Source organism: Actinophytocola sp., from assembly GCF_049647105.1.
Lineage (GTDB): Bacteria > Actinomycetota > Actinomycetes > Mycobacteriales > Pseudonocardiaceae > Actinophytocola.
Genome location: NZ_JBARWZ010000064.1, coordinates 24,669 through 48,518 on the forward strand (window position 1 = coordinate 24,669; position 23,850 = coordinate 48,518).

Sequence of the window (23,850 nt, forward strand, 5' to 3'; positions counted from 1 at the left end):
CGAGCCCCGGGGTAGTCGAATGCTTGTGGGTTGGTGACCGCCGAGGGGATGACCAGCTCCGCTCATGCGGCATCGACCCGCCCGCGTTTGCCTGCCTTTTTTCCGTTGCCGGAACCGTCCGGCGGGCCTGCCGGGTCCACGTCCGCGCTGGGGTCGTCGTCGGTGAGGCCGAGTTCGAAGTCCGCCGCCATCTCGAACTCGTCCTCGGCGTCGGCGTAGCGGCCCTCGTCGTCGACCGAGCCGTCGAGCGGGGGGCCTTCGCCGTCATCGTCGGACGGGAGCTCCGGGGCGTGCGAGTCTGGCGACAGGACCGCGCCCGGCGTCATGTCGCGCAGCGCGTCCGGGGTGGTGTCCATGACCTTGCGCAGGTGGTCAAGGTGCGGGCCGGACAGGTCGATGCGGATGCGTTCCACACCGCCCGCGCCGTCGGCGAAGATGAACTGCCGGGGCGCGGTGTCGCGGACCGTGTCGCGCTGGCCGCCCGGGCGGCGGCCAAGCGAGGCCACCACCTGCTCGTAGCCGGCGCCGACCGGGACCTTCAGCAGGCGCAGCGCGTCCTCCTGCGCCTGGTCGTCGTCCAGCCGTCCGACGAACACCGAGTCCAGCAGCGTGACGAAGCCCTGGATGCGGAGGAAGTCGGCGGGGATCTGGGACGACAGGAGCACCCGGACGTTCCATTTACGGGAGTCACGCGCGAACCGGTTCATCAGCACCCGGCCCGTCGGCACCTCGGACAGGAAGAACGCCTCGTCGATCCACACGCCCTTGCGGGTGTCCTTCGGCCGCTCGTAGATCGACCGCTGCGTCAGCCACGCCGCCAGGTTCAGCATCTCGACACCGAGGGACTCGGCGTCGGTCCAGTGCTCACGGCCGACGCCGTCCTTCGGCAGGGTCAGACCGGCCATGGTCATCACCGTGAGCCGGTCGTCGCGTGTCTCGTTGTACGGGTCGGCGTCCTTCTCCGGGATGAGCAGCGACATGCGTTCCCGCATCTCGTCAAGGAAGTCCGCCACCACCACCGCGTGCTCGTGGTGCTCGGACGCGTCGCGGCGCAGCGCCTCGAACACCAGGCTCGGGTCGGCGTCCACGCGGCCGCCGACCATCCGGACCGCACGCAGCAGCACGATCCTGGTCTGCGGCATCCGGGCGATGTCGTAGGGCAGCAACCCGGTCAGCACGTCCAGCGCGAGGCGGCGGCGGGTGGCCGCGGCGAGCGCCTTCTCCCGGCGCCACGCCCGCTCCGGGTCGTCCTCCTCGACGAAGTGCTCGTACTGCGGCTCCGCCACCACCCGGTACGGGTTGAGGATGCCCGGCTGCGCGTTCAGCAGGTTGATCGGCCGCGCGTACGGCCGCAGCTCCGGCAGGTCGCACAGCTTCGTCAGCGGACCCGACGGGTCCAGGATCGTCCAGTGCGCGCCGGCGCGCAGCGTCTTGTAGACGATGCCACCGCCCAGGAACGACTTGCCGCCACCGAGACCGGCGACCATCGCGGTCAGACCGGACCCGTCGCGGATCTCCTGCGCCATCCACGGGTCCCACGCCACCGGGCGCCTGGTCGCCGTGCACGTCTCGCCGAGGAGGATGCCGCGCCGGTCGCCCACCTCGGCGGTCGCGGTCGGCACCGAGGCCGCCGCCCACACCACCGAACCGCGCCGCATGTACGCCGACGACGACAGCGACTCACCCGGGATGAACTCGCGGGCCAGCGCGTACTGCGCCTCGGGGTGCTCGATCGCGACCTTCGGCTTGTACAGCTCCAGCACCTGCTGCGCGAGCCGCAGCGCGTCCCGCTCGGTCGTGCCGGACACCGAGAGCCGCCACCACGACCGCACGCGGGTGGCGAGCGCGGTGAAGCCCGACGTCATCTCGTCGTCGATCTCCAGCACCCGCGACGCCTGCCGCGCCAGAGACTGCGGCGGCTCCAGCTCGTGCTCGTCGGTGTAGTGCCGGACCTGCGAGCGGACCTTGTTCATCTGCCGCTGCAGCTCACCAGACACCTCCTCGGGGCGCCGCACATAGATACGGGCGGACCACTCCACAGAGGCGGCGAGACGGTCGCTGTGCTGTACCCACGGGTCGTCGATGTCCGGGATCTGCAGCCCGTGCATCTGGCCGACGGTCAGCACCACCACGTGCCGCGTCATGCCGGCGTTCGAGCCGGTGCGGCCGCGGACCGTGACGGTCGGCGAGTACGGCTCCTGGTGGAAGTCCGCCGCGTCGGTGAACGACGCCAGGTCCTCCGGCTCCCACGCCGCACCCGGCACCGCGGGCAGGTTGCGGGGCGCGGGCAGACCCAGCGAGCACGACCGGTGCATCAGCCAGGACATCTCCTCGGCCGTCACCGGCCGCCCCTCCAGCCCGGCGGAGGCGATCACCTGGTCAAGGTGCTCCACCTCGGAGTCGATCGCGAGCAGCTCGGCGTCCACCGCGGCCGGGAAGATCCTGCGCAGCAGCGGAGCGGCACGCTCGACCGCGCGGTCCACCATGTTGCGGGTCTGCACCTGGACCCCCAGGTACACCTCCTTCTCCGCCATCGACCGGCCGAGCAGTTGCTGCTGCTCGCCGATCAGGTAGTCGTCGAAGGACAGCGCGCCCGCCGCGTCGGGCAGGCGGTTGACCGCGTTGTGCACGTGCGCCTCTGCCCACATGCGGATCGGGTACGGCCGCGTCGTGACCCGCAGGTGCATCCATCTGCCGTGCAGCTCGGCGTACTGGCCCGCGATGGCGGCGATGAGGTCCTGGCGCTGCGAGTCCGAGCGGAACGACCAGCGCTGGGGCGCGAGCCGGTACCACGCGAACACGTCGGTGCCATTGCGCAGCAGATGACCGTCGATGCTCCTCGCGGCGATCGACGGGGTGTACGTGGGAATGGACTGCTCCCCTGGAAGACGTCGGTTGCGCTTGCTGTCGGCGGCGGGTCGGTACTGCGCCGGCGGTCTCACCTGTCTCGCCATGGGTGGGTCGGGCAGGCCGTGCTCCTGGGCCGCTTGACGGCCGTGGTGAAGCTGTGGTTGTTGCCCTTGTTGCTGCTGCTGGGAATGTTGCTGTGGTTGCCGGCGCCGGGCCGAGGGAACGCCCGTGGCGCCGGCGTGCTGCCCTGCCGGCGAAAACGGTGCGGGCGCCTCAGGCGCGCGCTTGCGTCGGCGTGCGAACACCGCCACTCCTCCCGCGTTTCGTCTCCTGCCTCCTGGGCCGGTTACGCTGCTTGCCGCGTTGGCGGGACGTCGCCTGGGCTCTAGCCCGGTTGCGCTGTGCCCGCGTCTGCTTCCTCGGCCGGTCGGCGTTCACCCGGACCCTCGTAGCGCTGACGGCGCCACCCTCACCCGTGGTTGCCTCTCTCGGCGCGGTGAGTTCCCGCAGCCACATGGCCGCCGCCGCGGTCAGCGGCCGCTCGTGACTGATCTTCGAGGTGATCAGCCTGGTCAGCAGGATGGTGGCGACGATGCCCCACGCGATCGACCAGAACAGGTCGATGCCGAGGCGGCGCTCCACCGTGAGCACCATGAGGAAGACGAAGACTCCGACGCCCCAAGCCACATAGCGGGCTCGCCACGGCATCGTCGCCCGTGGGGGCCCGAGCCAAACGGCGTCGACGCGGTAAACCTCGTCGTCGGTACGTATACGCACAGGTGCCCTCTGCTCAGCCGGTGAAGAGGCCGGCGATCCACGTACCGATGTTCTTGCCCGCGTCCGTGGTCACCGCCAACCCGATGATGGCCAGCGCGACGATCACTCCGCCCAGGCGGCGCATGACGCCCGCGTTGTCTCCCTTGCCGCCGCCGAGCCACAGAAGCATGAGAGCCACCACGAGTAGCAGCAACGGGATGATGTTGTTCAGGATCCAGTCGCGGACGTTCGTCGTGCCCAAACCACCGGTTTCCTGGGCAAACTCAAGGGTGGCCATGGCGATCATGTTCTAACTCCCATGTGCGCGGAGCGGCGCGCGGTTGTGCGTTCGTAGTCGAGTAGAGCACGCCCACATCACGATGTGTAGTGGCGGGGACGCGCTCCGTAGATCCACACCTGGTGCACTCACATTCTCCTCAGTGCTCTCGGACGTGCCATCTGACCACACACATGATGCGGGTCGAAGGCGCGGTAAGTCGCATCCGCCACTCGTCCGGACCAATCTGCACGGATCTTCACCCGCCTGCGGCGAAGACACATGACTGTAGGTGCGGAAGGGGCGGGGTCAACCGGCTACTACCTGCCTGCGCTAACTCTTTTGGCCTAGCGGAACTGACGGAGGTGTGTTCGCCACACCGCCCTGGAGCATTACCCCATTCGGCGCAACATCCTGTCACTCATGCACAATCGGCCATCCTTTTCCCGGCTGGTTCGATCGTGATCAAAAAGCCGCACACACACTGCTGCGGCCCTTCGGGCGGACGAGCCGGCATGTAAGCCGGATCCTGTCCCCGGCCTCGCGGCCGGTGAGCGGTCATCCATCTCGGCCTGCCGTTGCCGGCAGGCTCTAGCGGCCTACCCGCAGGCTCGGGCGGGCAACCCTCGAACGCCTGCGCAGGAGTCCCGCGAAGGACTCCCTCTTGACCTTGCTCCGGGTGGGGTTTACCGAGCCACCCCGGTCACCCGGGGTGCTGGTGGTCTCTTACACCACCGTTTCACCCTTACCTGACGGGTCACGCCAGGCGGTCTGTTCTCTGTGGCACTGTCCCGCGGGTCACCCCGGGTTGCCGTTAGCAACCACCCTGCCCTTCGGAGTCCGGACTTTCCTCGGCGAGCCGTGTCGTTGACACCGCCCGCCGCGACCGCCCTGCCGACTCGTCCGCGCTACCAGGGTAGCCCCGAAGTGGATCATGAACGCCGGAGGCCCGGCACCTGTCACACGGTCAGGTGCGAGACGTCGTTCACCAGGCGTACCGAAGCGTTACCGTCCGGATACCACTCCACAACCGAGAGCGATGCCAGGTCCAGGTGCAGCCGGAACAGCAGCGACGGGCCGGTGTCCAGGCCCAGCCGCAGCAGCGACTTGATCGGGGTCACGTGGCTGACCACCACGATCGTCTCCCCCGCGTACCGCCGCACCAGGTCGTCCCGCGCCTCCCGCACCCGGGTGAGCACCGCGTCGAAGCTCTCCCCGCCCGGCGGCTCCACGCCCGGGTCCCGGACCCAGCGGCCGTGCAGCTCGGGATCGCGGGCCGCGGCCTCGGCGAACGTCAGCCGCTCCCAGTCACCGAAGTCGGTCTCGACCAGGCCGTCGTGGACCTCCACCCGGTCCGTGATCGCGGCCGCCGTCTGCCTCGCCCTGGTCAGCGGGGACGACACCACGGCCGCGAAGTCCAGCTGTGACAGGCGGGCCGCCGCGGCCTTCGCCTGGTCCTGCCCGGCAGAGGTCAGCCGCACGTCGCCCCTGCCCGAGTAGCGGCGCTCCCCCGACAGTTCTGTCTGCCCGTGCCGCAGCAGCAGGAACCTCGTCGGCGTGCCCGTCGCGCCCATCCACCGCGCGGGGGCGGTCGTGTCCAGCGGCGCCTGTCGTTCCGCACGGGACGGTTTGCCGTCCATGGCCTCGTTGGCCAGCCGGTCCGCGTGCGCGTTCCGCGCACGCGGGATCCACGTGTAGGTCACCGACTCGAACGCCGACGCCACGTCGTTCGCCGTCGCCGCCAGCGACTTCAGCGCCTCGTGCTTGATCTGCCAGCGGCCGGACATCTGCTCGACGACCAGCTTCGAGTCCATGCGGACCGCGACGTCGGTGGCGCCCAGCTCCCGCGCCGCCGTCAGGCCGGCGACCAGGCCCTGGTACTCGGCGACGTTGTTGGTCGCGACGCCGATGCTCTCGGCCCGCTCCGCGAGCACGGCGCCATCGGCGGCGAACACCACCGCGCCGTAGCCTGCCGGTCCCGGGTTGCCACGCGAGCCGCCGTCGGCCTCGACAACGACCCTCACAGGCCGCTTTCCGTCGTGCGAACCATGATCGCGCCGCATTCCTCGCACGTGACGACCTCGTCGGCGGCCGTGCCCGAGATCCGCGAGATCATGCTGCGGTCCAGCTCGATCCGGCACGCGCCGCACCGCCTGGCCCGCAGCAGCGCCGCGCCGATCCCCTTGTTCTTGCGCACCCGCTCGTACAGGCCGAGCAGCGTCTCGGGGATCCCCGGCACCAGCTTCGCCCGGTCCTCGGTCCGCCGCGCCCACACGGTCTCCAGGTCGGCGAGGGCGTGGTCGCGCCGGTTCGCCGCGTCCGACAACTTCTCCTCGGCCTTCGCCAGCTCGACCCCGGCGTGCTGCCCGTCCAGCTCGACCGCCTCGCGCCGCTCCATCAGCTCCAGCAGCTCGTCCTCGAGCGTGGTCTGCCTGCGCTGCAACGTGGTCAGCTCGTGCTCCAGGTCGGTCATCTGCTTCGAGTTGACCGTCCCGCCAGCCAGCAGCGCGCGGTCGCGGTCCTCGCGGGACCGCACCGCGTCGATCTCCTTCTCCTGCCGCTTCACCTCGCGGTCCAGATCCCCGAGAGCGGTCTCGTTCGCGACCTTCGCATCTTTGCGGGTCTGCACGGACTTCTCGGCCTCGGCGATCTCCGCGAGCTCGGGCAGCGTCCTGCGCCGGTGGTCGACCCTGGCGAGCTCGGCATCGACATCGGCCAGCTCGAGCAGCCTGCGCTGCACTGCGGGATCGGCTTTCACCCTGGGAACCTCCGGGTACTACCTGGCCGCTACGACGGTCCAGGGGTCGGTGCGAAGCGTGGATACGGTGATGTCGACGTTACCGCCGAAGGCATCACGCAGGATCGCCGCCGCCTGTTCGCACCACGGCCACTCGCTTGCCCAGTGCGCGACGTCGACGAGTGCGGGCGCGCCGGGCACCGCCGCGTGCTCGCTCGCGGGGTGGTGTCGCAGGTCAGCGGTCACGTAGGCGTCCACGCCGAGCCGCGCGACGGCGCCGAGGTAGGAGTCGCCAGCGCCGCCGGACACCGCGACTGTCCTAATGGGACGATCCGGGTCGCCCGCGCCGCGCACGCCGGCCTCGGTCGCGGGCAGCGCGGCCGCGACCCGCTCGACGAACGCACCGAACGGCTCCGCCTCGGGCAGCTCGCAGATCCGGCCGATGCCGGTGACCCCGTCCTCCTTGGGGTCGATGGGGCCGACGACCGTGAGGCCCAGCGCGTCGGCGAGCGCGTCGGACACGCCGGGACTCGCCGAGTCCGCGTTGGTGTGCGCGCAGTACAGCCCGGCGCCCGCGCGGATCAGCCGGTGCACCAGCCCGCCCTTCGGCGTGCTCGCCGGCACCCCGTGCACGCCACGCAGGAGCAGCGGGTGGTGCGCCACCACCAGCCCTGCCGCCATCGCGAGCGCTTCGTCCACTGTGGACTCGACCGGGTCGACGCAGATCAGCACGCGGTCCACCCGCTCGGCGGGATCCCCGCACACCAGCCCGACCGCGTCCCATGACTCGGCCAGCGCGGGCGGGTAGGCCGCCTCCAGCACCTCGACGACGTCGCCGACGGTCGTCACTGTGTCAGTACCTCCCGAGTCAGTTCCGCGAGTGCGGTCAGCAAGCCGTGACATCGGGCCGGTTCACGCACCGCCACCCGCAGGTGGTCGGGGGTCAGCCCGGGAAAGGTGTCGCCGCGCCGGACCGCGAGCCCCCGATCTCGCAGCCCGGCACGGACCCGTTCGCCGTCGCGCACCCGTAGCAGTAGGTATGGCGCGGCAGCCGGTTGGAATACGTCGACACCGGGCAAACGGTTCAGCTCGGCCGTCAGCCACTCCCGGTGCCCGGCGAGTTCGACCGCCACCCGCTCGGCCTCGGCGACCGCGTGCGGCGCCGAGCAGGCGGCGACGGCCTCGAGGGCGAGCGTGCCGACGGGCCAGTGCGGACGGTGCCTTCCCAGCCGTCGAAGCAGGTCCGGCGCGCCGAGCGCGTATCCGGCACGCAGGCCGGGCAGCGCCCACGTCTTGGTGAGGCTGCGCAGCACCAGCAGCCCCGGCAGGCCGGCGCCCGCGAGGGACTCGCGTTCGCCCGGCACCGCGTCCATGAACGCCTCGTCGACCACCAGCACCCGGCCCGGCCTGGCGAGCCGCGCGATCTCCCCGGCGGGCCGCAGTTCCGAGGTCGGGTTGTTGGGGTTGCCGACGACGACCAGGTCCGCGTCGTCCGGGACGTTGCCGTCGAAGACGCGGTGGACGGGGATGTCCGCGTCCCGCAGCGCGACCTCGGGCTCGGTGAACGACGGGTGCGGCAGCGCGGCCAGCCTTGGTCGCAGCACCGGAAGGAGCGCGAAGCCCTCCGCCGCGCCGTTGAGGATCAGCACCTCGTCGGGATCGCGACCGTGGCGGGCGGCGACGGCCTCGCGGGCCCGGCGGTCGTCGGCGGCGGACGGGTAGGTCCCGAGCCGGTCGACGGCCGCCACCAGGCGCTCGCGCAGCCAGGCCGGCGGGGCACTGCCGCGGACGTTCACGGCGAAGTCAGCCAGCCCCGGCTCCGCATCCACGTCACCGTGATGCCGCAGGTCAGTCACGTACCAGATCCTAGGCGGTACCCCGCGGGCCCACGCCGAGGAGCGTGCGCGTCGAGGACTCGCCGGACACGGGCCACGCAACGCCGTCGACAAGGTGGTCAAGGATGCGCGCCTAGCTGACGAGGTACACCTGGTGACACCCAGAGCAAGACAGGAGCGTCCACACGCCCGCTGCTCGCAACTCGGCCGCTGTGGGGCACCGATGTCCATCTGGGACCTTTGGGCCACACAGCGTGTACCAGCACTCGTCATTGCCCAGCTTCGCCAGGTGCCGCACACCCGGCGGTTCAGCCAGTATCGGCCCGGCATCGACACCACGCGGTAGACCCAGCGTCCGGTCGTCCGCCGACCGGCCCACGCCGCACGGGCACCCGCGGTTTACGGCCGCCCCGGCGGTCGGGGACGTACCGGGTTGGCCGTGGTCTGTGGCGGGCACACGATCAGCGTCGGTTGGTAGGGCTCTGATCAACACGGCATGTGCCCAGGGCATCGCGGGGGGCAAGATGAGGGGGCATTGGACGCACGACGGAGAGAGCCGTCATGGAGCGGAACGATCGGCTACGGGCCGCGCGTGAGGCGACACCGTCGCTGCGGGTGCCGGACGCGCACATGTCGCGCGCCGAACTGGCCGAGTCAGCCAACGGCTGGCTGACGTCGAACACGGACCGGCCGGGCATCCTGGACGACGGGTATGTGGCCCGGCTGGAGCGGGGACGTATCCGGTGGCCGAACGCGGATTACCGGGCGGCGTTCCGCGGGGTGCTGGGGGCGCTCTCCGACGCCGAGCTGGGATTCCGCCCAAGCGGGACGCACCGCCGCCCGGTACGGCCGCTGTGGGATGAACGACGCCCGGACTCCTCGTCCGGCCCGTCCCGGTCCGACAGCGGCCACTTCAGCGAGTCCCCGCCTGACGTCGCCGCGATCCGCGCCATGGCCGACGCGTTCCAGGCGGCTGACCGGCGGGTCGGCGGCGGCCAGATGTACGGGACGGTGGTGCGATACCTCCGTACCGAGATCGGGCCGCGCCTGGTGGACGCCACCGGCCCGGCGGATGCCGACCTGTTCGCGGCCGCGTGCTCACTGACACACATCGCCGGTTGGTTCGCGCATGACTCCGGTGACGACGCGGCTGCCCGCAACCACTTCGGGCGGGCATACCGGTTGGCGTCCGCCGCCGACCATGCCGCGCTCGCCGCGAACGTGTGCGCGTCGATGTCCCACCTGGCGGGGCAACTGAACCAGGCCGGGGACGCGGTCCGCATCGCGGGGGTCGGGCTGGATCGCACAGCGGGCACGTCGGGCACCACACGGTTGGTGGCGCGGCTTCACGCGATGCGGGCACGAGGGCTGGCCGCACAGGGCGACCGGCGCGCGTGCACGACCGCGCTGGATACCTCGGAGCACGCCCTCACCTCGGGTCAAGGTGAGACGCCTGCCGAATGGATCGCCGGTTTCGACGAGGCCGCGCTGGCGTCGGAGGCGGCGCTGTGCCTGCGGCAGCTGGGCGATCTTGCGGGGGCCGAACAACTGGCTCGACGGGTGATTCAGCTGCGTGTGGGTGACCGGGTGCGGTCCCGCGCGTTCGGGAAGCTGACGCTGGCGGGGGTCCTGGTCGACGCGGGCCGCGTGGACGAGGCCGCCGTCATCGGGACCGAACTGTGCCAGGTGACGGAGCAGCTGACGTCGGCGCGGGTGCGCACCAAGCTGGACCGGCTGGGTTCGGCGTTGCGCCCGCACGCGTCCGTGCCAGCGGTCGCCGGGTTCTTGGACGCGCTGACGTCGATCACCCCGCGCAAGCCCGCGACGGATGCCGGGTGGCCGGTGTGACTGACGCCGAACGGTGGGCGTACCTGGCCGAAGGCAACGCCAAGCAGGCACGGAAGCGGGTCGCGGCGGATGTGCTGGTGCGGGACCCGGCGGGACGGGTGTTGCTGGTCAATCCGACCTACAAGGAGCACTGGGACCTGCCGGGTGGCATGGCCGAAGCGAACGAGCCGCCGCGTGCCGCCGCCGAACGTGAACTGCGGGAAGAGCTGGGTTTGGTCATCGTGGCGGGGCGCCCCTTGCTGGTGGACTGGGACGGCCCACACGGCCCTTGGGACGACCAGTTGGTTTTCGTGTTCGACGCGGGCACGGTGACCGACGATCAGGCCGCCGCCATCCGACCGATCGACGGGGAACTGGCCGCCGTGGAGTTCGTGCCACCGGAGGTGGCCGCTGACCGGTTGCGATCCGACATGGCGGGCCGGTTGGCGCGGGCACTTCGCGCACTGGCGGCCGGCACGACCGACTACGGCGAGCGCGCTCATAGGTGACGGGCTTCGTCAGCGGCGGGGACGAGGAGTACGGACACTTGTGTGCTGGTCGACGCCCCTCCCCGTGATCGGGCAGACTCGCACCTGTGCACGTGTGTTTCGTCTGCTCCGGCAACATCTGCCGATCGCCGGTCGCGGCGCTGGTCCTGACCGAGCACCTGCGCCGGGCCGGCCTCGCCGACCGGGTGCGGGTGACGAGCGCGGGCATCGGCCCGTGGCACGTCGGTGAACCGGCCGACCCGAGAGCGCGACGGGTGCTGTCCGACCACGGCTACCCGACCGGCCACGTGGCCGCGCAGGTGAACGAGGACCACCTGTCGGCCGACCTGCTGCTCGCCATGGATCGCGGGCACGACGGCGCGCTGCGGGACCTGCTCAAGCACCAGGGTGACAGCGACGAGCGGCTCGTGATGTTCCGCTCGTTCGACCCGCATGCCACCGAGCCGGAGGTGCCGGACCCGTACTACGGCGACTTCACGGGGTTCGTCGACATGCTCGGGCTGGTGGAGGCCGCGATGCCGGGAATGGTCGAGTGGATCCGCGCCCACCTCGACTGAGCGCGCTGCTGGAGCAGGCGGTCGTCAGGACGGTGCCGCTGGGCGGGGCGTACCGGCTGCGGCTCGAGGACGGCACCGAGGTGGTGGCGAAGCGGCACGACCACGAGAGCGGCGTGCTGGCCGAGGCGGCCGGGTTGCGGTGGCTGGCCGACGCGGTCGCGGGCACCGACAGTGCCGGATTTCGCTGCCCACTGGTGGTCACACACGACGCGGAATGGCTGGTCATCGACGCCGTGCCGACCGGATCGGCGAGTGTGGCCGCCGCCGAGTCGTTCGGCCGTGGGCTCGCCGCGCTGCACCGGTCGGGTGCGGGTGGGTTCGGGGCGCCGCCGCCCGGTGGACCCGCCGACGCGTGGATCGGGCTCGCCCCGATGCGGAACGAGACCGGGCCGGACTGGCCTCGGTGGTACGCCGAGCACCGCATCCTGCGGTACCTGCGGACCGCCGTCGACCAGGGCGTCCTCCACGATCACGGGCCCATCGAGGCGGTGTGCGAGCGGATCGGCGAGTTGGCCGGGCCCGCCGAGCCACCCGCCCGGCTGCACGGCGACCTGTGGAGCGGCAACGTCCTGTGGGGCGCCGACGGGCACGTCTGGCTGATCGACCCGGCCGCGCACGGTGGGCACCGCGAGACCGACCTCGCCATGCTCCACCTGTTCGGGTGCCCCCACCTGGAGCGGATCGTCGCCGCCTACGACGAGGCCGACCCGCTCGCCGACGGGTGGCGAGTCCGGATCGCGCTGCACCAGCTGTTCCCGCTGCTCGTGCACACCGTGCTGTTCGGCGGTGGTTACGGGGCCCAGGCGGTGGCGGCGGCCAGGGCGGCGCTGACCGGTCTCTAGTGGCCGGGCCACTAGCATGGGTGGCGTGCGGTTGCGGTTGTTGCTTCGCCCGGGATGGTTGGCACTGACGGCATTGGTGCTGATCTTCGCCGGCGTGTGCTTCACGCTGCTCGCGCCGTGGCAGTTCAACCGTCACGAGGAGCGGTCCACCACCAACGCCGCCATCACCCACGCCGCCAACGCGAACCCGGCCGACCTCCCGAGGCTGCTGCCGGACGGTACCCGTCCCGACGCGGCCACCGAGTGGCGGACGGTGCGGGTCACCGGCGAGTACCTGGCGGGCGAGGAGGTCGTCGCCCGGTTGCGGACCGTGCTCGGGCAACCCGCGTTCGAGGTGCTCACCCCGTTCCGGCTCGCGGACGGGTCGGTGGTCGTCGTCGACCGCGGGTACGTGCGGCCCGTCCAGGGCAACAAGTCCGTCACCGTGCCCGGCTACGCCGCCGCGCCCGCCGGCACCGTGACCCTGACCGCCCGCCTCCGCGCCGACGAACGCGACCCCCGCGACCGCCGCGCCGAGTCCGATGGCGGGCGGCCGCAGGTGTACGCGGTCGGGTCCGGCGTGGTCGCCCGCGCGACGGGCCTCGACCTCCGCCCCGGCTACCTGCAGCTGGAGGACGGCAACCCTGGCGTGCTCGGCGCGCTGCCACTGCCCGACCTGGACGCGGGCCCGTTCCTGTCGTACGCACTGCAGTGGATCGCGTTCGGTGCGATGGCCATCCTCGCGTGGCTGTACTTCACCTGGCGCGAGATCAAACCCGGCGGCGCGCTGGCCGGCCCGAGGCCCGACCGCCCGCGCCGCGTCTCGGTGGCCCAGCAGATCGCGGAAGAAGAAGCCCGCGAACGCGCACTGAGGTAGCGAGCAAGCGGGTGCGCTTTCAGCGGCGGCCGCGGAGCAGTGCCAGCAGCACGCTGACCGCGGCGGTCAGGCCGCCCACCACTCGCGAGAGTTCGACCGCGCGTGTCACGTGGCCCGAGTCCGGGGTGCGGCCCTCGCCCAGGATCGGGCGTTCCTCCACGCCGTGGCGGTACACCGTGCGGCCGCCGAGCCGGACCTCCAGCGCGCCGGCGAACGCCGCCTCCACGCGGCCGGCGTTGGGGCTCGGGTGTGCGGACGCGTCGCGGTGCCACGCCTGCCACGCGCCTCGCCACGAGCCGCCGACCACCGGTGCGCTCGCGACCGTGAGCGCGGCCGCCAGCCGGGCCGGGGCGAGGTTCAGCAGGTCGTCGAGGCGGGCCGACGCCCAGCCGAACTTGCGGTACCTCGGCGAGCGGTAGCCGACCATCGCGTCGAGGGTGTTCGCCGCCCGATAGCCGAGCAGGCCGGGCACGCCACCGATCGCGCCCCAGAACAGCGGTGCCACCACCGCGTCCGAGGTGTTCTCGGCGACCGACTCGACCGCCGCCCGTGCCAGGCCTTCCGCGTCGAGGGTGCTCGGGTCGCGGCCGCACAGGTGCGGGAGCCGGTCCCGGGCCGACGAGAGGTCGCCCGCGTCGAGTTCGCGGCCGATGGCCGCGCCCTGCACGGCCAGCGAGCGGCCACCCAGCGCCAGCCACGTCGCCGCGGCCGTCGTGAGTGCCTGCAGCACCGGGTTACGCCTGCCCGCCCGTTCGATCGCGACACCCGCGGCCACCACGCCGCCGCTCAGCACCGCCGCGTGGACGACGCCCGCGATCCTGTCGTCGCGGTACAGGACCTTCTCCACCCGCTCCGCCACCTGACCGAAGCCCGCCACCGGGTGCCGTCTACGCGGGTCGCCGAACGCGCCGTCCGCGGCCACCCCCAGCAGAAGCCCGACCGCGCGTGCCACGCTCACCATCCGACTCCCCCCGTTCCGTGCGCACGACACCGTAGCGCAGCCGCGCTGGTTCAATGAGAGGCATGTTGCGAGCGCGCAGGCACGGTGTCTTCCGACGGGAGTACGAGATCGAGTCGGACGGCGGATCTGTGACGACACTCGCGGGTGCACGCCGCGAGGGCTGTGGGTTCACCCTGGCCGGAGCCGAGTACCGCATCGAACGGGACGGCCGGAAACGGTTCGTGCTGCACGGCCCGGACGGCCGCGCCGCCACCGCCGACCGCGCCACCCACCGCGAGTGGGCGATCCGGGCGGCGACCGGCGACCTTACGCTCGTGAAACCGTCGATATGGCGGTCGGCATGGGAGGTCCACCAGCGCGGCTCGGCCCGCGGCACGATCAAGCACGACGGAATGTTCCACCGTTCGTTCGCCGCGGACGTCCCGTCGGACGTGCCCATGCCGGTGCGCCTGTTCGCGTTCTACGTCGTGCTGATCGACTACGAACGCAACGCGAACGCCGCGGCCGCTTCCTCTTCCTGACTCGCAGCCCAGCCCTTGATCATTTGGGAGGCGATCGACGTCGGGCCTGGCAGCTTCAGGTCCGGTAACTCCGTGGTCAACGCCTCGCGCACCGCCTCGCGCGACACCCACTGCGCCGTCTCGATCTCACCGTCCGCCGGGTGCAACGGCACCGTGCCGTCCGCGACCGCCGTGAAGCCGACCATGATCGAACGCGGGAACGGCCACGGCTGGCTGCCCAGGTACCGGATCCCGGACACCTCGACGCCGACCTCCTCGGCGATCTCCCGCGCGACGCACGCTTCGAGCGACTCGCCCGCCTCGACGAAACCGGCCAGCACCGAGTACCGCGCGGGCGGCCAGATCGGTTGCCGCGCCAGCAGCACGTGCGACCCGTTGACGCCGACGCCGTCGTGCACCAGGCAGATCACCGCGGGATCGGTGCGCGGGTACTCCTCGCGGCCGCAGTTCGGGCAGTGCGTCGCCCAGCCCGCGTTGCGCCGCTCGACCGCGGTGCCGCAGTTCGCGCAGAACTTCGCCTTGGCGTGCCAGCTCACCAGCGCGACCGCCGTCGTGAACAGACCCGCTGCCGTGTCGGAGAGCAGCGCGCCGGTCGTGCGCAGGTCGTGCCACTCCTCGCCGTCCTTCGACGCGCCGGTCCACAGACCCCATGACGAGTCCGGCGACGGCACGCCCTCGGGTAACTCCTCGTCGGTCGTCATCGCCCAGTAGCCGACGCCGTCCGCCTCGCCGAGCAGCACCGCGTCCGGCGGCAGCTCGCCCGCGGTCGGCCGGGGCGACAGTTCGGTCGCGCCCGCGCGGACCGGGGTGCGGCCCTTGCGGTCGACGATGATCACCCGCCCGGTCTCCCACAGCTTCGCCAGGCGCTCCGGGTCGGTGCGCGCCGGCTCGTTGCGGTCCACAGTGGACCGCGAGAGCCGGGGCACCTCCGCCAGCTGGAAGGGCTCGGTCACTCGACGACGCCGCCCAGGGATCGCAGCGCGGCCAGCTGGGCCTCGTCGCCGACGACGACGCCGGTGAACCTGGTTGGCGAGAAGAACTCCAGCGCCGCCTCGGCGATCTGCTCCGCCGTGACCTCCGCGAGCCGGACCGGGTGCTCGATCAGCCAGTCGACACCCAGCCCGAGCGGCGCCAGCCCGGCGAGCTGCGACGCGAGCCCGGTCTGCGATGCCGTCGCGATCAGCAGCGACCCGATCGCGTACTGCCGGACGGTGTCGACCTCCTCGGCGGTCGGCGGCACCACGCCGAGCCTGCCCAGCTCGTAGCGCATCTCGAGCAGCGCGGGCGCGGTGACCTCGCTCGCCGTGTCCGCGTCAACCAGCAGCGTCGCGCCGCCCACGGTGAACTCGACCGACGACCGGGCGTGGTAGGTGTAGCCCTTGTCCTCACGGATGTTCTCGACCAGCCGGGACGAGAAGAACCCGCCGTACACCAGGTTCGCGAGCTTCAGCGCGCAGTAGCGCGGGTCGGTGCGCGGGACGGCCTGCGCGGACAGCCGCAGCTGCGACTGCACCGCACCCGGCCTCGGCACGAACAGCACGTCGCCGCCCACCACGTCCGGCAGGTCCGGCAGCTCGACCGCGCTCCGCTCCGACGACCAGCCCGCCAGCGCGGCACCGATCTTCGCGATCACCGTGTCCGGCTCGACGTCACCGACGAACACCAGCACGGAACCACGCGGCAGCAACGAGTCGCGGTGCATGGCGCGCACCTCGTCCACGGTGACGGTCGCGACGTCCGCCGCATCCGGGGTCTCCCGGGTGAACGGGTGGTCGCCGTAGCGGTGCCGCTGCAGCGCCTCACGCGCGATCATGCTCGGCTGTGACCGGGCGACGGCGATCCGCTCCACGAGCCGGGCCCGCTCGCCCTCGACCTCCTCGTCGCGGTACGCGGCGCCGGTCAGCGCGTCGGCAAGCACGTCGAGCAGCGTGTCAAGGCCACTGGCCAGCGCGTTGCCGCCGATCGCGAGCCGCTCGGGGTCCACCCCCGCACCCAGGTCGCCGCCGACCAGCGCGATGTCGGTGTCCATGGCGACGCGGTCGCGGCGCTCGGTGCCGGTGAGGATCGTGGCGGACAGCACCTCGGCGATCGCCGCGTGCCGCCGGTCGGTGCCCGCGAACGGGATCCGCAGCCGCACCTCTGCCATCGGCACCGTCGGCTGGTGCACCGCGACAACCCGCAACCCGTTGTCCAGCACCGTGTCCACGGACGCAAGCCCGGTGGCCGAACGCTGCTCACCGAGGATCGGCAGCGGCCGGGGCCCCTTCTCGGTGCGGCCGATCTCGGCAGCCGTACGAAAAGTCACTTCTCTCCTCCTGCGGGCGACACGGTGAGGACCGCGCGCGAGTCGGGACGCAGCGCCTTGGCGGCGGCGGACACGGCGTCCGGCGTGATCGCCGACAGCCGGTCGGTGAGCTGGTACACGAGGCCGGGGTCGCCGTAGAGCAGCTCGAACGAACCGAGGGCGAGCGTGCGGGAGACCAGCCGGTCGTGCTCGCGGTGCAGGCCCGCGACCCAGCGCGCGGTCACCTTCGCCAGCTCCTCGTCGGACGGCGCCGTGGTGGCGAGCCGGTCCATTTCCTCGTCGACGGCCGCGAGCACCCGGTCCTGGGTGACGTCCGGCGAGTGCACCGCGGTGATCGTGAACGTGTCGGGGTCGCGTGCCTCGAACGGGCCGAAGAGCCCGCAGGCGGCGTTGACGTCGGTCACCAGCGGATCCCGCAGCACCAGACGCTGCTGCAGCCTCGACCCGTCGCCCTCGGCGAGCACGGAGGCGAGCACCAGGTTGGCGAGGTAGCCGTCCAGCTCGGCGATCGGGTCTGGCATGCGGTAGCCGATCGCGAGCGCGGGCAGCGGCGCGTGCGGGTCGACGTGCTCGGCCTCCAGCTGGCCGGACGGCCGCGGCTCCCCGAACGCCGGCAGGTCCGGCGCCGAGCGGGCGGGCACGTCACCGAAGTGCTTCTCGATGAGGTCGCGGGTGCGGGTGAGCTCGAGGTCGCCTGCCACCGTCAGCACCGCGTTGGCCGGCGCGTAGTAGGTGTCGAAGAACTGCGCGCAGTCATCGAGGTTCGCCGACTCCAGCTCGGTGAAGTCGCCGTAACCGTTGTGAGCGTTGGGGAATGTCTGGTAGAGCACCGGCGGCAGCAGGATCCATGGGAACCCGCCGTACGGCCGGTTGAGCACGTTCAGCCGGATCTCTTCCTTGACCACGTCGACCTGGTTGCGCAGGTTCTCCTCGGTGATCTTGGGCGCCCGCATGCGGTCGGCCTCGAGGAACAGGGCCCGCTCCAGCCCGGCGGAGGGCAGCACCTCGAAGTAGTCCGTGTAGTCAGGGTGCGTCGAGCCGTTGAACGAGCCGCCCGAGGACTGGACGTGCCGGAAGTGGGCGAGCTTCTCCAGGCTCTCACTGCCCTGGAACATGAGGTGCTCGAAGAGGTGCGCGAAGCCCGTGCGACCCTCCGGCTCCGAGCGGAACCCCACGTCGTAGTGCGCGCTGACACCCACGACCGGTGCGGTCGGGTCGGGGGCGAGCACCACGCGCAGTCCGTTGGGAAGCGTGAACCGGGTCAGCTCATTTCCTGGCATGCCCGCAGCCTACGGGTCCGCCCCGACACCCGGCGTCCGCCGTGCGCTCTCGGCGAACGCGGAAGCCGTAGTCAGCGGCCCAGCGCGCCGTCCAGTGCCAGGAGGAACGCGGCGAACCGCGCCGGGAACTCGGCGGGTGCTTCGGTCTCGTACCAGTAGATCCCCGGCGTCCCGTCCTCGGCGGCGTCGAGGTCGGCGAACCGCTGGACCCACCCGTCGGCCTCGCCAAGCACCACCGCGTACGGCAGCGAGCGGGACAACACCATCTCCCGGTCGGCGGCGGGGATCGACGCGGACTCGGTGGTGCGCAGGTAGTTCAGCAATCCGCGGACCTGCTGTACCAGCACCGAACCACGCTTGGTCCTGGATGGCATCATCCGCGCCCCGAACGCCAGCCCGAGCCCGCCGACGACCAGGACGAGCCCGAGCAGAGCATGCCCGGCGGTCAGCGCCAGCACGACGGTCCCGGCCACCCCGGCCACCGCCAGCAGCACCCCGACCAGCGACCACAGCGACCGGTCGTGGTCGGGCCGCCGCGCGAACCACTCCCGCCGCACGACGTCGGTGTACATCGCCTCACGTACCGCACCGAGGTCGACACGGAGCGCCGCGAGGGAAACCTCGGCGGCGCCGCCGAGGACCTGCCGGTACACCGTGCGTTCGTAGTCGGTGAGCGACTCGTCCGGCGGGTTGCTTCCCACCAGCACCCACTCCGACGGCCCGGTCTCCCGCACCGACAGGTAGTTCCGCACGGCGAGATCGACCACGGTGGCCGTCACGTCCGCGACGTCGACACGCTCGTCGACGACGGTGCCGACCTGCCCGGGCAGCACCCCGTCCGGTGAGGCGAACGCGACCCGGCCGCCCTCGCCGGTCATCAGCAGCTCGACGGGCCCGACGTCAGCGGCGAGCGCACGCGCGTCCCGGCCGCGGGCCAGCCACAGCAGCACGAACCCGCCGATCAGCAACAGCACCAGCGCACCAAGCCCCACACCGCTGGCGGAGGTGAGCGCGAACGCGCTCGCCGTGCCGATGTCGTCGAACCGGGCGTTCTCCCCGACCGTCCCCTCTGGCAGGTTCACGGTCAGGTCGACGCGCTGCCCGACCGGAAGGGCTTCCTGCACGACACGCAGAACCTGCGAGGAGTCGGTCAGTGCTGACCGGCATGGCGAGTCGGTGCCCAACGCCCCGGCCAGGCACACCACCGACTCCGGCCGGTCCGGCGCGATGAACGAGGCACGCAGCAGGCGCACCTTCGTGTCCCAGCCGCCTGCGACCTGCCACCGCACCTCCTGGTGCCCGGCGATGTCGGAGACCGCGCCGTCCACCTTGTACGTCACGGTGGTGGCACCCTCACCGAGCTTGATGACGAACTCGTCGCCGGACACCTCGGTGGTGCCGTTGCCGGTGACCTTCACGTCCCGGATGGAGAAGACTCGGTCCCGGTCGTCACCGGCCCTGATGCGCAGCGGCGCGTGCCGCGTCATCGTCTTGCGAGCCTGCACGAACACCTGCTCGGTGACCGACAGGCTGCCGTCGCGCTCCACCTTCAGCGCGATGTTGACGGTCTCCGGGAGCAGCGGGCGGCCCACCGGCGGCTTGCCGGAGCCGGTGGACTCGGTCGGTTCGCTCGGCTTGGTCGGCTTGAGATCCCCCAGGTCGCCACTCGGCGGCGGCTGGCCGGGCCACTGGAGCGTCGGCACGGCCGACGGTGGCACGGGGACCGACGGCAGGGTCGGTTGTTCCTCCGCCACAGCCAAGGAAGCCGCCCCTGCCAACACGCACGCGGCCAACGCCGCCGCGGGAATCCCCCACTTCGCCAACACGCCTGCGGAGGATAGTCGAGTGCCCATATGCTCACGCGCTGTCTGACACAAGTAGGGGGAGACGGGGATGACGCAGCCGCCGCAGGGGCCGTGGCGACCGACCGGACCGCTGCCGCCGCCGCAGGCCAGGCCGCTGCCACCCCGTCCAGGCTGGTACGGCCCGCCGCCAGGACAGCACCTCCAGCGCCCCCCGACCCGGCCCTACGCCGTGCCGCCCGGCATGCCACCCGGTCCGCCACAGGTCCCCCCGCACGGGATGCCGCCCGGGCCGCCACCCGGGATGCCGCCGGGCAGGTATCCGCCGCAGCGCCCGACCGCGCAGTTCCCGCCGCCCGGCATGTACCCGCCGCCGCGCCCTGCCAACCCGCCCTGGCTGCAGTACCCGGGTCACCAGCACCTGCTGCAGCCCCGCAAGAAGTCGAACACGGCCGCTCTTGTCGGCACGCTGATCGTGGTCGTGCTGTTCGCGGCGGTCGCGCTGGTCGGCGTGATCTCCATGAACGGCAAGGGCGACAGCGTCGCCGACACCGGCTACGACGACACGGCCACCACCACCACGACCTCGTCGGAGGACTACTCGTCCACGACGTACGACAGGCCGACCACGACCACGACCACGACGACCACCACCGACGAAGAGACCACGTACGACACCCCGACGGAGACCACGCAGGCGGGCCCGCGGCCGGTGTACGCGCTGGAGGACAACCCACTGTTCGCCGGCGACGTCGGCACGCCCGCGGTGACGTGCAACCTGACCCGCTGGGAGACGAGCCCGGCCGGGGCGGCCGCGTTCTTCCAGAGCGCGCTGCCATGTCTCGACGCGGCGTGGCGGCCGGTCATGGAGTACCAGGGCCTGCCGTTCTTCACGCCGGGCATCGCGTTCCCCGAGGGCACCGAGTGGTCGAGCCCGTGTGGTGACGTGTCCGCCGGGGCCGGCGCGGTCGCGGCGTTCTACTGCAGCTACGACAACACGCTGTACATGCCGTTCGCCGGGTTGCAGACGGACATGTACGGGGCGCGGCCCGGTGTGTACCTCGCGGTGTTCGCGCACGAGTACGGGCACCACGTGCAGGCCATGAGCGGCGTCATGGAGACCTACGGGGACGCCAGGTACAACACGGGTGCGGACACCGAACCAGGGCTGGAGCTGTCCCGCCGGTTCGAGCTGCAGGCACAGTGCTTCTCCGGCATGTTCCTGGCCGCGGCGTACGGCCGCGGCTCGGTGGACGACAACATCCTCACCGAGGCCCGCACCAGCCAGGACCGCGGCGACCACACCGCGGGCCTCCCCCGCGACCACGGCTCCGACCAACACGCCATCGCGTGGTGGGAACAGGGCGCCCAGCTGAACCGCACCTACCAGTGCAACACGTGGCTGTCCCCACCAGCAGACGTCTCCTGACCCCCGCGCCGGTTGGACACGCGGGGTTCCATGCGGAGGGCGTTGGGCAGGCGCGTGGTTCTCGGGCCTCGGCGCAGGAGAAACGCGTAGCCCGCGCCTGACATACCACTGACCACGATCAGCAGGAGGCCGAGGCCTTCGCCGTCCTGGCTGTCGCCCACCGCCGCGTCGGCCGCGTGCACCACCAGGCCCGCGCCGAGCGGGCCGGTCGGCACGGTGACCTCGACGACCTCACCCTTGGCGTGACCGCAGCCGTCGAACCGCGCCCTGTGGTCCTTACCGCCCGCCTTGAACGACACCGTCTCCGTCGCGCCCGCCTGTGCGCAGGACACACCCGTCAACACGGACGCGCGGGTCTTGGTGCCCACGTCCTCCTGGGAAGCGTCGAACAGGCCGACAGTGTTGACGAGCACGGCGATCAGCACCCCGAGCACGACGACCCCGGTGCCCGCCGCCGCCCACCTCAGGTGACCGGGTGGGATGAGCACGCCCCAGATCCGCACCGGGTGATGTTCCCAGACGCCCGCCGCGGTCCGACAGGGTCAGTCTTCTTCGGCGCGCGTAACCTTCTTGACGTAAAGCAACCGGTCGCCCGGCTCCACCGCGTCGGCCTCCGGGTGATCCACGCGGTAGAGCTTCCCGGCACGCACCACGCCGAGCACGATGTCCGGCAGGTGCCTCGGCGACCCGCCGATCTCGCTGTCCTCGACGTCCCGCTCGGCGATCGCGAGCCCGGACTCCGGCGTGATCAGGTCCTCGACCATGTCGACGACCGTCGGCGTGTGCGTGGCCATGCCGAGCAGCCTGCCCGCGGTCTCGCTGGACACCACGACCTGGTTGGCGCCGGACTGGCGCAGCAGGTGCACGTTCTCCGCCTCCCGCACCGCGGCCACGATCTGCGCCTTGGGCGCCAGCTCACGCGCGGTGAGGGTGACCAGCACCGCCGAGTCGTCCCGGTTCGCGGCCACCACGATCGCCCGCGCACGCGGCACGCCAGCGACCCGCAGCACGTCGGACCGAGTGCCGGACCCGTGCACCGTGACGAGCCCGAGCGCGGACGCCGCCTCCAGCATCGCGTGGTCGGTGTCCACCACCACGATCTGGTCCGGCTCCACGCCGTCGGACAGCACCGAGCGCACGGCGGACCGGCCCTTGGTGCCGTACCCGACGACCACCACGTGATCACGCACCTTCGACCTCCATCGTTGCAGCTTGAACGCCTGGCGGGAGCGCTCGGTGAGCACCGCGAGGGTGGTGCCGACCAGGACGATCAGGAAGAGGACCCGCAGCGGGGTGATGACCAGGACGTTGACGAGCCGTGCCGACGGGCTGACCGGCGTGATGTCGCCGTAGCCGGTGGTCGAGAGCGACACCGTCGCGTAGTACACGGCGTCGAGGAACGACAGCCCGTCCCCGTTGCCGTCGCGGTAGCCGTCCCGGTCCAGGTACACGATCAGCACGGCCGCGAACAGCGCGACGAGCGCCCAGACGACCCGCCGCGCGATCGCGGTGATCGGGCTGACCGTGCTCTCCGGCATGCGGATCACGCCGACCAGCGAGTAGTCCGGCCGGTCGGTGAGCCGGTCGGCGAGGCGCGGCTTGCGCAGTCGCCGGTGAGCTGGCTCGTCTTGGCTGGTCACGTGGGGGAGATTAGCCGTGGAGGCCGCCACGCGGATGGCGGCCCCACACGTTTCGCGTCAGTAGTACGTGATGTCCCAGTGGTTGCCCTCGTTGTAGTAGACGTTCCCGGACGAGGACCGCCACTTGTTGCCGCCGATGGAGCTGAAGTTCCGCTTGATGTAGCCGCTCACGCAGGACGTGATCGCGATGTCGACCTTGTAGCCGTTCCAGTGGCTGTAGGTGCCGGACGCGTGCCCGGTCTCGGTGCCACCGGTGACGGTGATCTTGCAGTGGCTGGACTTCTTGAACGTGACGATCCCGCTGACGGTGCCGGACTTGATGCCGCTGAACGAGGTGCAGTTCGGCTTGTTGCGGTTGCTGCAGCCACCGCTGGACGTCCAGCTGATGCCTGCGGCCTTGAGCTTGGCGGCGGCGGACTTGTGGCTCAGTTCCTTGCCCCCCGCCGAAGCGGGCGACGACATGGCGACGGCCATGCACAGCGCCGCCACCAACACTCCCAATCCCTTGCGAACCATGGGCGACCTCCTCGGTTTGCTGCCCTTGCGCTGGCAACGTCGCACGAGCGGAAAGGAGGAGGAAAACAACTGCACGAACGGCAAACCACACTGCACAAGGCGACATCCCGGGAGAACGTGGAAGGTCGCGCACCAAGGCGGTGCCGAGAAACGCGCCGCTCAGGGCCGCAAGCGACAGCCAGCCTGGCTTTCCCATTCTACCGGGATGTGCCGACAGCGGCGGGGTTCGCGTTGACTCATCGAAAATGCCCGGGAAGGTGAGTCGTTGCCTCACGTAAGGATGCCCGTGTAGCGGCGTGGCGTCCGTCGTGGACTGGGGCGGTGACTCATCGTGATCGATGGGATTGACG

Annotated in this window: 22 protein-coding genes and 1 other RNA gene; 7 read left to right on the top strand and 16 right to left on the bottom strand. The window is 71.5% G+C overall.

The window, feature by feature from the left end; all coding sequences use genetic code 11:
- Positions 1-62: 62 nt before the first annotated feature.
- The 8 genes from WBA97_RS08475 to cobC all read right to left on the bottom strand — a co-directional run bounded on the left by WBA97_RS08475 (position 63) and on the right by cobC (position 8,476).
- A complete protein-coding gene (locus WBA97_RS08475) occupies positions 63-2,954 on the bottom strand; it encodes an ATP-binding protein (protein ID WP_424230165.1) in 2,892 nt (963 codons plus the stop codon).
- A 169-nt stretch (positions 2,955-3,123) separates the two neighbouring features.
- Positions 3,124-3,504 carry a hypothetical protein gene (locus WBA97_RS08480; RefSeq protein ID WP_424230166.1) on the bottom strand — a complete coding sequence of 127 codons (381 nt, stop codon included), beginning with the start codon at positions 3,502-3,504 and terminating at the stop codon, positions 3,124-3,126.
- Between the two features lie 136 nt (positions 3,505-3,640).
- Entirely contained in the window at positions 3,641-3,913 is a 273-nt protein-coding gene (locus tag WBA97_RS08485; RefSeq protein ID WP_424230167.1) for a hypothetical protein, read from the bottom strand.
- 472 nt (positions 3,914-4,385) lie between these two features.
- An RNA gene (gene rnpB, locus WBA97_RS08490) (RNase P RNA component class A) lies at positions 4,386-4,785 on the bottom strand.
- 57 nt (positions 4,786-4,842) lie between these two features.
- Complete coding sequence (locus WBA97_RS08495; RefSeq protein ID WP_424230168.1) at positions 4,843-5,946, bottom strand: bifunctional RNase H/acid phosphatase; 1,104 nt, start codon at positions 5,944-5,946, stop codon at positions 4,843-4,845.
- Entirely contained in the window at positions 5,904-6,641 is a 738-nt protein-coding gene (locus tag WBA97_RS08500; RefSeq protein WP_424230169.1) for a zinc ribbon domain-containing protein, read from the bottom strand. Before WBA97_RS08500 ends, WBA97_RS08495 begins: the two co-directional genes overlap by 43 nt.
- A gap of 18 nt (positions 6,642-6,659) precedes the next feature.
- Entirely contained in the window at positions 6,660-7,469 is an 810-nt protein-coding gene (locus WBA97_RS08505) for a Nif3-like dinuclear metal center hexameric protein (RefSeq protein ID WP_424230170.1), read from the bottom strand.
- On the bottom strand, positions 7,466-8,476 hold the full coding sequence (cobC, locus tag WBA97_RS08510) for an Rv2231c family pyridoxal phosphate-dependent protein CobC (protein WP_424230171.1): 1,011 nt from the start codon (positions 8,474-8,476) through the stop codon (positions 7,466-7,468). Before cobC ends, WBA97_RS08505 begins: the two co-directional genes overlap by 4 nt.
- Positions 8,477-9,016: 540 nt before the next feature.
- On the opposite strand from cobC, the gene WBA97_RS08515 reads away from it, so the two are divergent.
- From WBA97_RS08515 to WBA97_RS08535, 5 genes are all read left to right on the top strand, one after another.
- A complete protein-coding gene (locus tag WBA97_RS08515) occupies positions 9,017-10,303 on the top strand; it encodes a helix-turn-helix domain-containing protein (RefSeq protein WP_424230172.1) in 1,287 nt (428 codons plus the stop codon).
- A complete protein-coding gene (locus tag WBA97_RS08520) occupies positions 10,300-10,791 on the top strand; it encodes an NUDIX domain-containing protein (protein ID WP_424230173.1) in 492 nt (163 codons plus the stop codon). Before WBA97_RS08515 ends, WBA97_RS08520 begins: the two co-directional genes overlap by 4 nt.
- An 86-nt stretch (positions 10,792-10,877) precedes the next feature.
- Positions 10,878-11,348 (top strand): low molecular weight protein-tyrosine-phosphatase, encoded by a 471-nt coding sequence (locus WBA97_RS08525; RefSeq protein ID WP_424230174.1) that lies wholly within the window; start codon positions 10,878-10,880, stop codon positions 11,346-11,348.
- 5 nt (positions 11,349-11,353) lie between these two features.
- Positions 11,354-12,190 carry a fructosamine kinase family protein gene (locus WBA97_RS08530; RefSeq protein ID WP_424230188.1) on the top strand — a complete coding sequence of 279 codons (837 nt, stop codon included), beginning with the start codon at positions 11,354-11,356 and terminating at the stop codon, positions 12,188-12,190.
- 25 nt (positions 12,191-12,215) lie between these two features.
- Positions 12,216-13,046 (top strand): SURF1 family protein, encoded by an 831-nt coding sequence (locus WBA97_RS08535; protein ID WP_424230175.1) that lies wholly within the window; start codon positions 12,216-12,218, stop codon positions 13,044-13,046.
- Between the two features lie 19 nt (positions 13,047-13,065).
- On the opposite strand, the gene WBA97_RS08540 is transcribed toward WBA97_RS08535, so the two are convergent.
- Positions 13,066-14,004, bottom strand: coding sequence for a cobalamin biosynthesis protein (locus tag WBA97_RS08540; protein ID WP_424230189.1), 939 nt, complete (start codon positions 14,002-14,004; stop codon positions 13,066-13,068).
- A gap of 65 nt (positions 14,005-14,069) precedes the next feature.
- Between WBA97_RS08540 and WBA97_RS08545 the strand changes: the two genes are divergently transcribed.
- Positions 14,070-14,528, top strand: a complete 459-nt coding sequence (locus WBA97_RS08545) for a hypothetical protein (protein ID WP_424230176.1) — start codon at positions 14,070-14,072, stop codon at positions 14,526-14,528.
- On the opposite strand, the gene nudC is transcribed toward WBA97_RS08545, so the two are convergent.
- The 4 genes from nudC to WBA97_RS08565 all read right to left on the bottom strand — a co-directional run bounded on the left by nudC (position 14,486) and on the right by WBA97_RS08565 (position 19,939).
- Positions 14,486-15,481 (bottom strand): NAD(+) diphosphatase, encoded by a 996-nt coding sequence (nudC, locus tag WBA97_RS08550; RefSeq protein ID WP_424230177.1) that lies wholly within the window; start codon positions 15,479-15,481, stop codon positions 14,486-14,488. The two genes, WBA97_RS08545 and nudC, sit on opposite strands and share 43 nt — an antisense overlap.
- Positions 15,478-16,833 (bottom strand): M16 family metallopeptidase, encoded by a 1,356-nt coding sequence (locus tag WBA97_RS08555; RefSeq protein ID WP_424230178.1) that lies wholly within the window; start codon positions 16,831-16,833, stop codon positions 15,478-15,480. Before WBA97_RS08555 ends, nudC begins: the two co-directional genes overlap by 4 nt.
- Entirely contained in the window at positions 16,830-18,113 is a 1,284-nt protein-coding gene (locus tag WBA97_RS08560; RefSeq protein WP_424230179.1) for a M16 family metallopeptidase, read from the bottom strand. Before WBA97_RS08560 ends, WBA97_RS08555 begins: the two co-directional genes overlap by 4 nt.
- 71 nt (positions 18,114-18,184) lie before the next feature.
- Positions 18,185-19,939, bottom strand: a complete 1,755-nt coding sequence (locus WBA97_RS08565) for a DUF2207 domain-containing protein (protein ID WP_424230180.1) — start codon at positions 19,937-19,939, stop codon at positions 18,185-18,187.
- A gap of 67 nt (positions 19,940-20,006) precedes the next feature.
- On the opposite strand from WBA97_RS08565, the gene WBA97_RS08570 reads away from it, so the two are divergent.
- A complete protein-coding gene (locus WBA97_RS08570; RefSeq protein ID WP_424230181.1) occupies positions 20,007-21,344 on the top strand; it encodes a neutral zinc metallopeptidase in 1,338 nt (445 codons plus the stop codon).
- Here the strand turns inward: WBA97_RS08570 and WBA97_RS08575 are convergent.
- From WBA97_RS08575 to WBA97_RS08585, 3 genes are read right to left on the bottom strand one after another with little or no spacing between them, the layout of a single operon-like run.
- Positions 21,299-21,847 carry a hypothetical protein gene (locus WBA97_RS08575; protein ID WP_424230182.1) on the bottom strand — a complete coding sequence of 183 codons (549 nt, stop codon included), beginning with the start codon at positions 21,845-21,847 and terminating at the stop codon, positions 21,299-21,301. The two genes, WBA97_RS08570 and WBA97_RS08575, sit on opposite strands and share 46 nt — an antisense overlap.
- A gap of 39 nt (positions 21,848-21,886) precedes the next feature.
- Positions 21,887-22,984: a potassium channel family protein gene (locus WBA97_RS08580; RefSeq protein ID WP_424230183.1), complete on the bottom strand. Its 1,098-nt coding sequence runs from the start codon at positions 22,982-22,984 to the stop codon at positions 21,887-21,889.
- Positions 22,985-23,041: 57 nt separating this feature from the next.
- Positions 23,042-23,500 (bottom strand): hypothetical protein, encoded by a 459-nt coding sequence (locus tag WBA97_RS08585; protein WP_424230184.1) that lies wholly within the window; start codon positions 23,498-23,500, stop codon positions 23,042-23,044.
- Between the last annotated feature and the right edge of the window lie 350 nt (positions 23,501-23,850).

Excerpts from the sequence above, each read along its gene's own strand:
- WBA97_RS08475 (WP_424230165.1), bottom strand. The coding sequence starts at position 2,954 with ATGGCGAGACAGGTGAGACCGCCGGCGCAGTACCGACCCGCCGCCGAC.
- WBA97_RS08480 (WP_424230166.1), bottom strand. The coding sequence starts at position 3,504 with ATGGTGCTCACGGTGGAGCGCCGCCTCGGCATCGACCTGTTCTGGTCG.
- WBA97_RS08485 (WP_424230167.1), bottom strand. The coding sequence starts at position 3,913 with ATGATCGCCATGGCCACCCTTGAGTTTGCCCAGGAAACCGGTGGTTTG.
- WBA97_RS08495 (WP_424230168.1), bottom strand. The coding sequence starts at position 5,946 with ATGCGGCGCGATCATGGTTCGCACGACGGAAAGCGGCCTGTGAGGGTC.
- WBA97_RS08515 (WP_424230172.1), top strand. The coding sequence starts at position 9,017 with ATGGAGCGGAACGATCGGCTACGGGCCGCGCGTGAGGCGACACCGTCG.
- WBA97_RS08545 (WP_424230176.1), top strand. The coding sequence starts at position 14,070 with ATGTTGCGAGCGCGCAGGCACGGTGTCTTCCGACGGGAGTACGAGATC.
- WBA97_RS08560 (WP_424230179.1), bottom strand. The coding sequence starts at position 18,113 with ATGCCAGGAAATGAGCTGACCCGGTTCACGCTTCCCAACGGACTGCGC.
- WBA97_RS08570 (WP_424230181.1), top strand. The coding sequence starts at position 20,007 with ATGACGCAGCCGCCGCAGGGGCCGTGGCGACCGACCGGACCGCTGCCG.
- WBA97_RS08585 (WP_424230184.1), bottom strand. The coding sequence starts at position 23,500 with ATGGTTCGCAAGGGATTGGGAGTGTTGGTGGCGGCGCTGTGCATGGCC.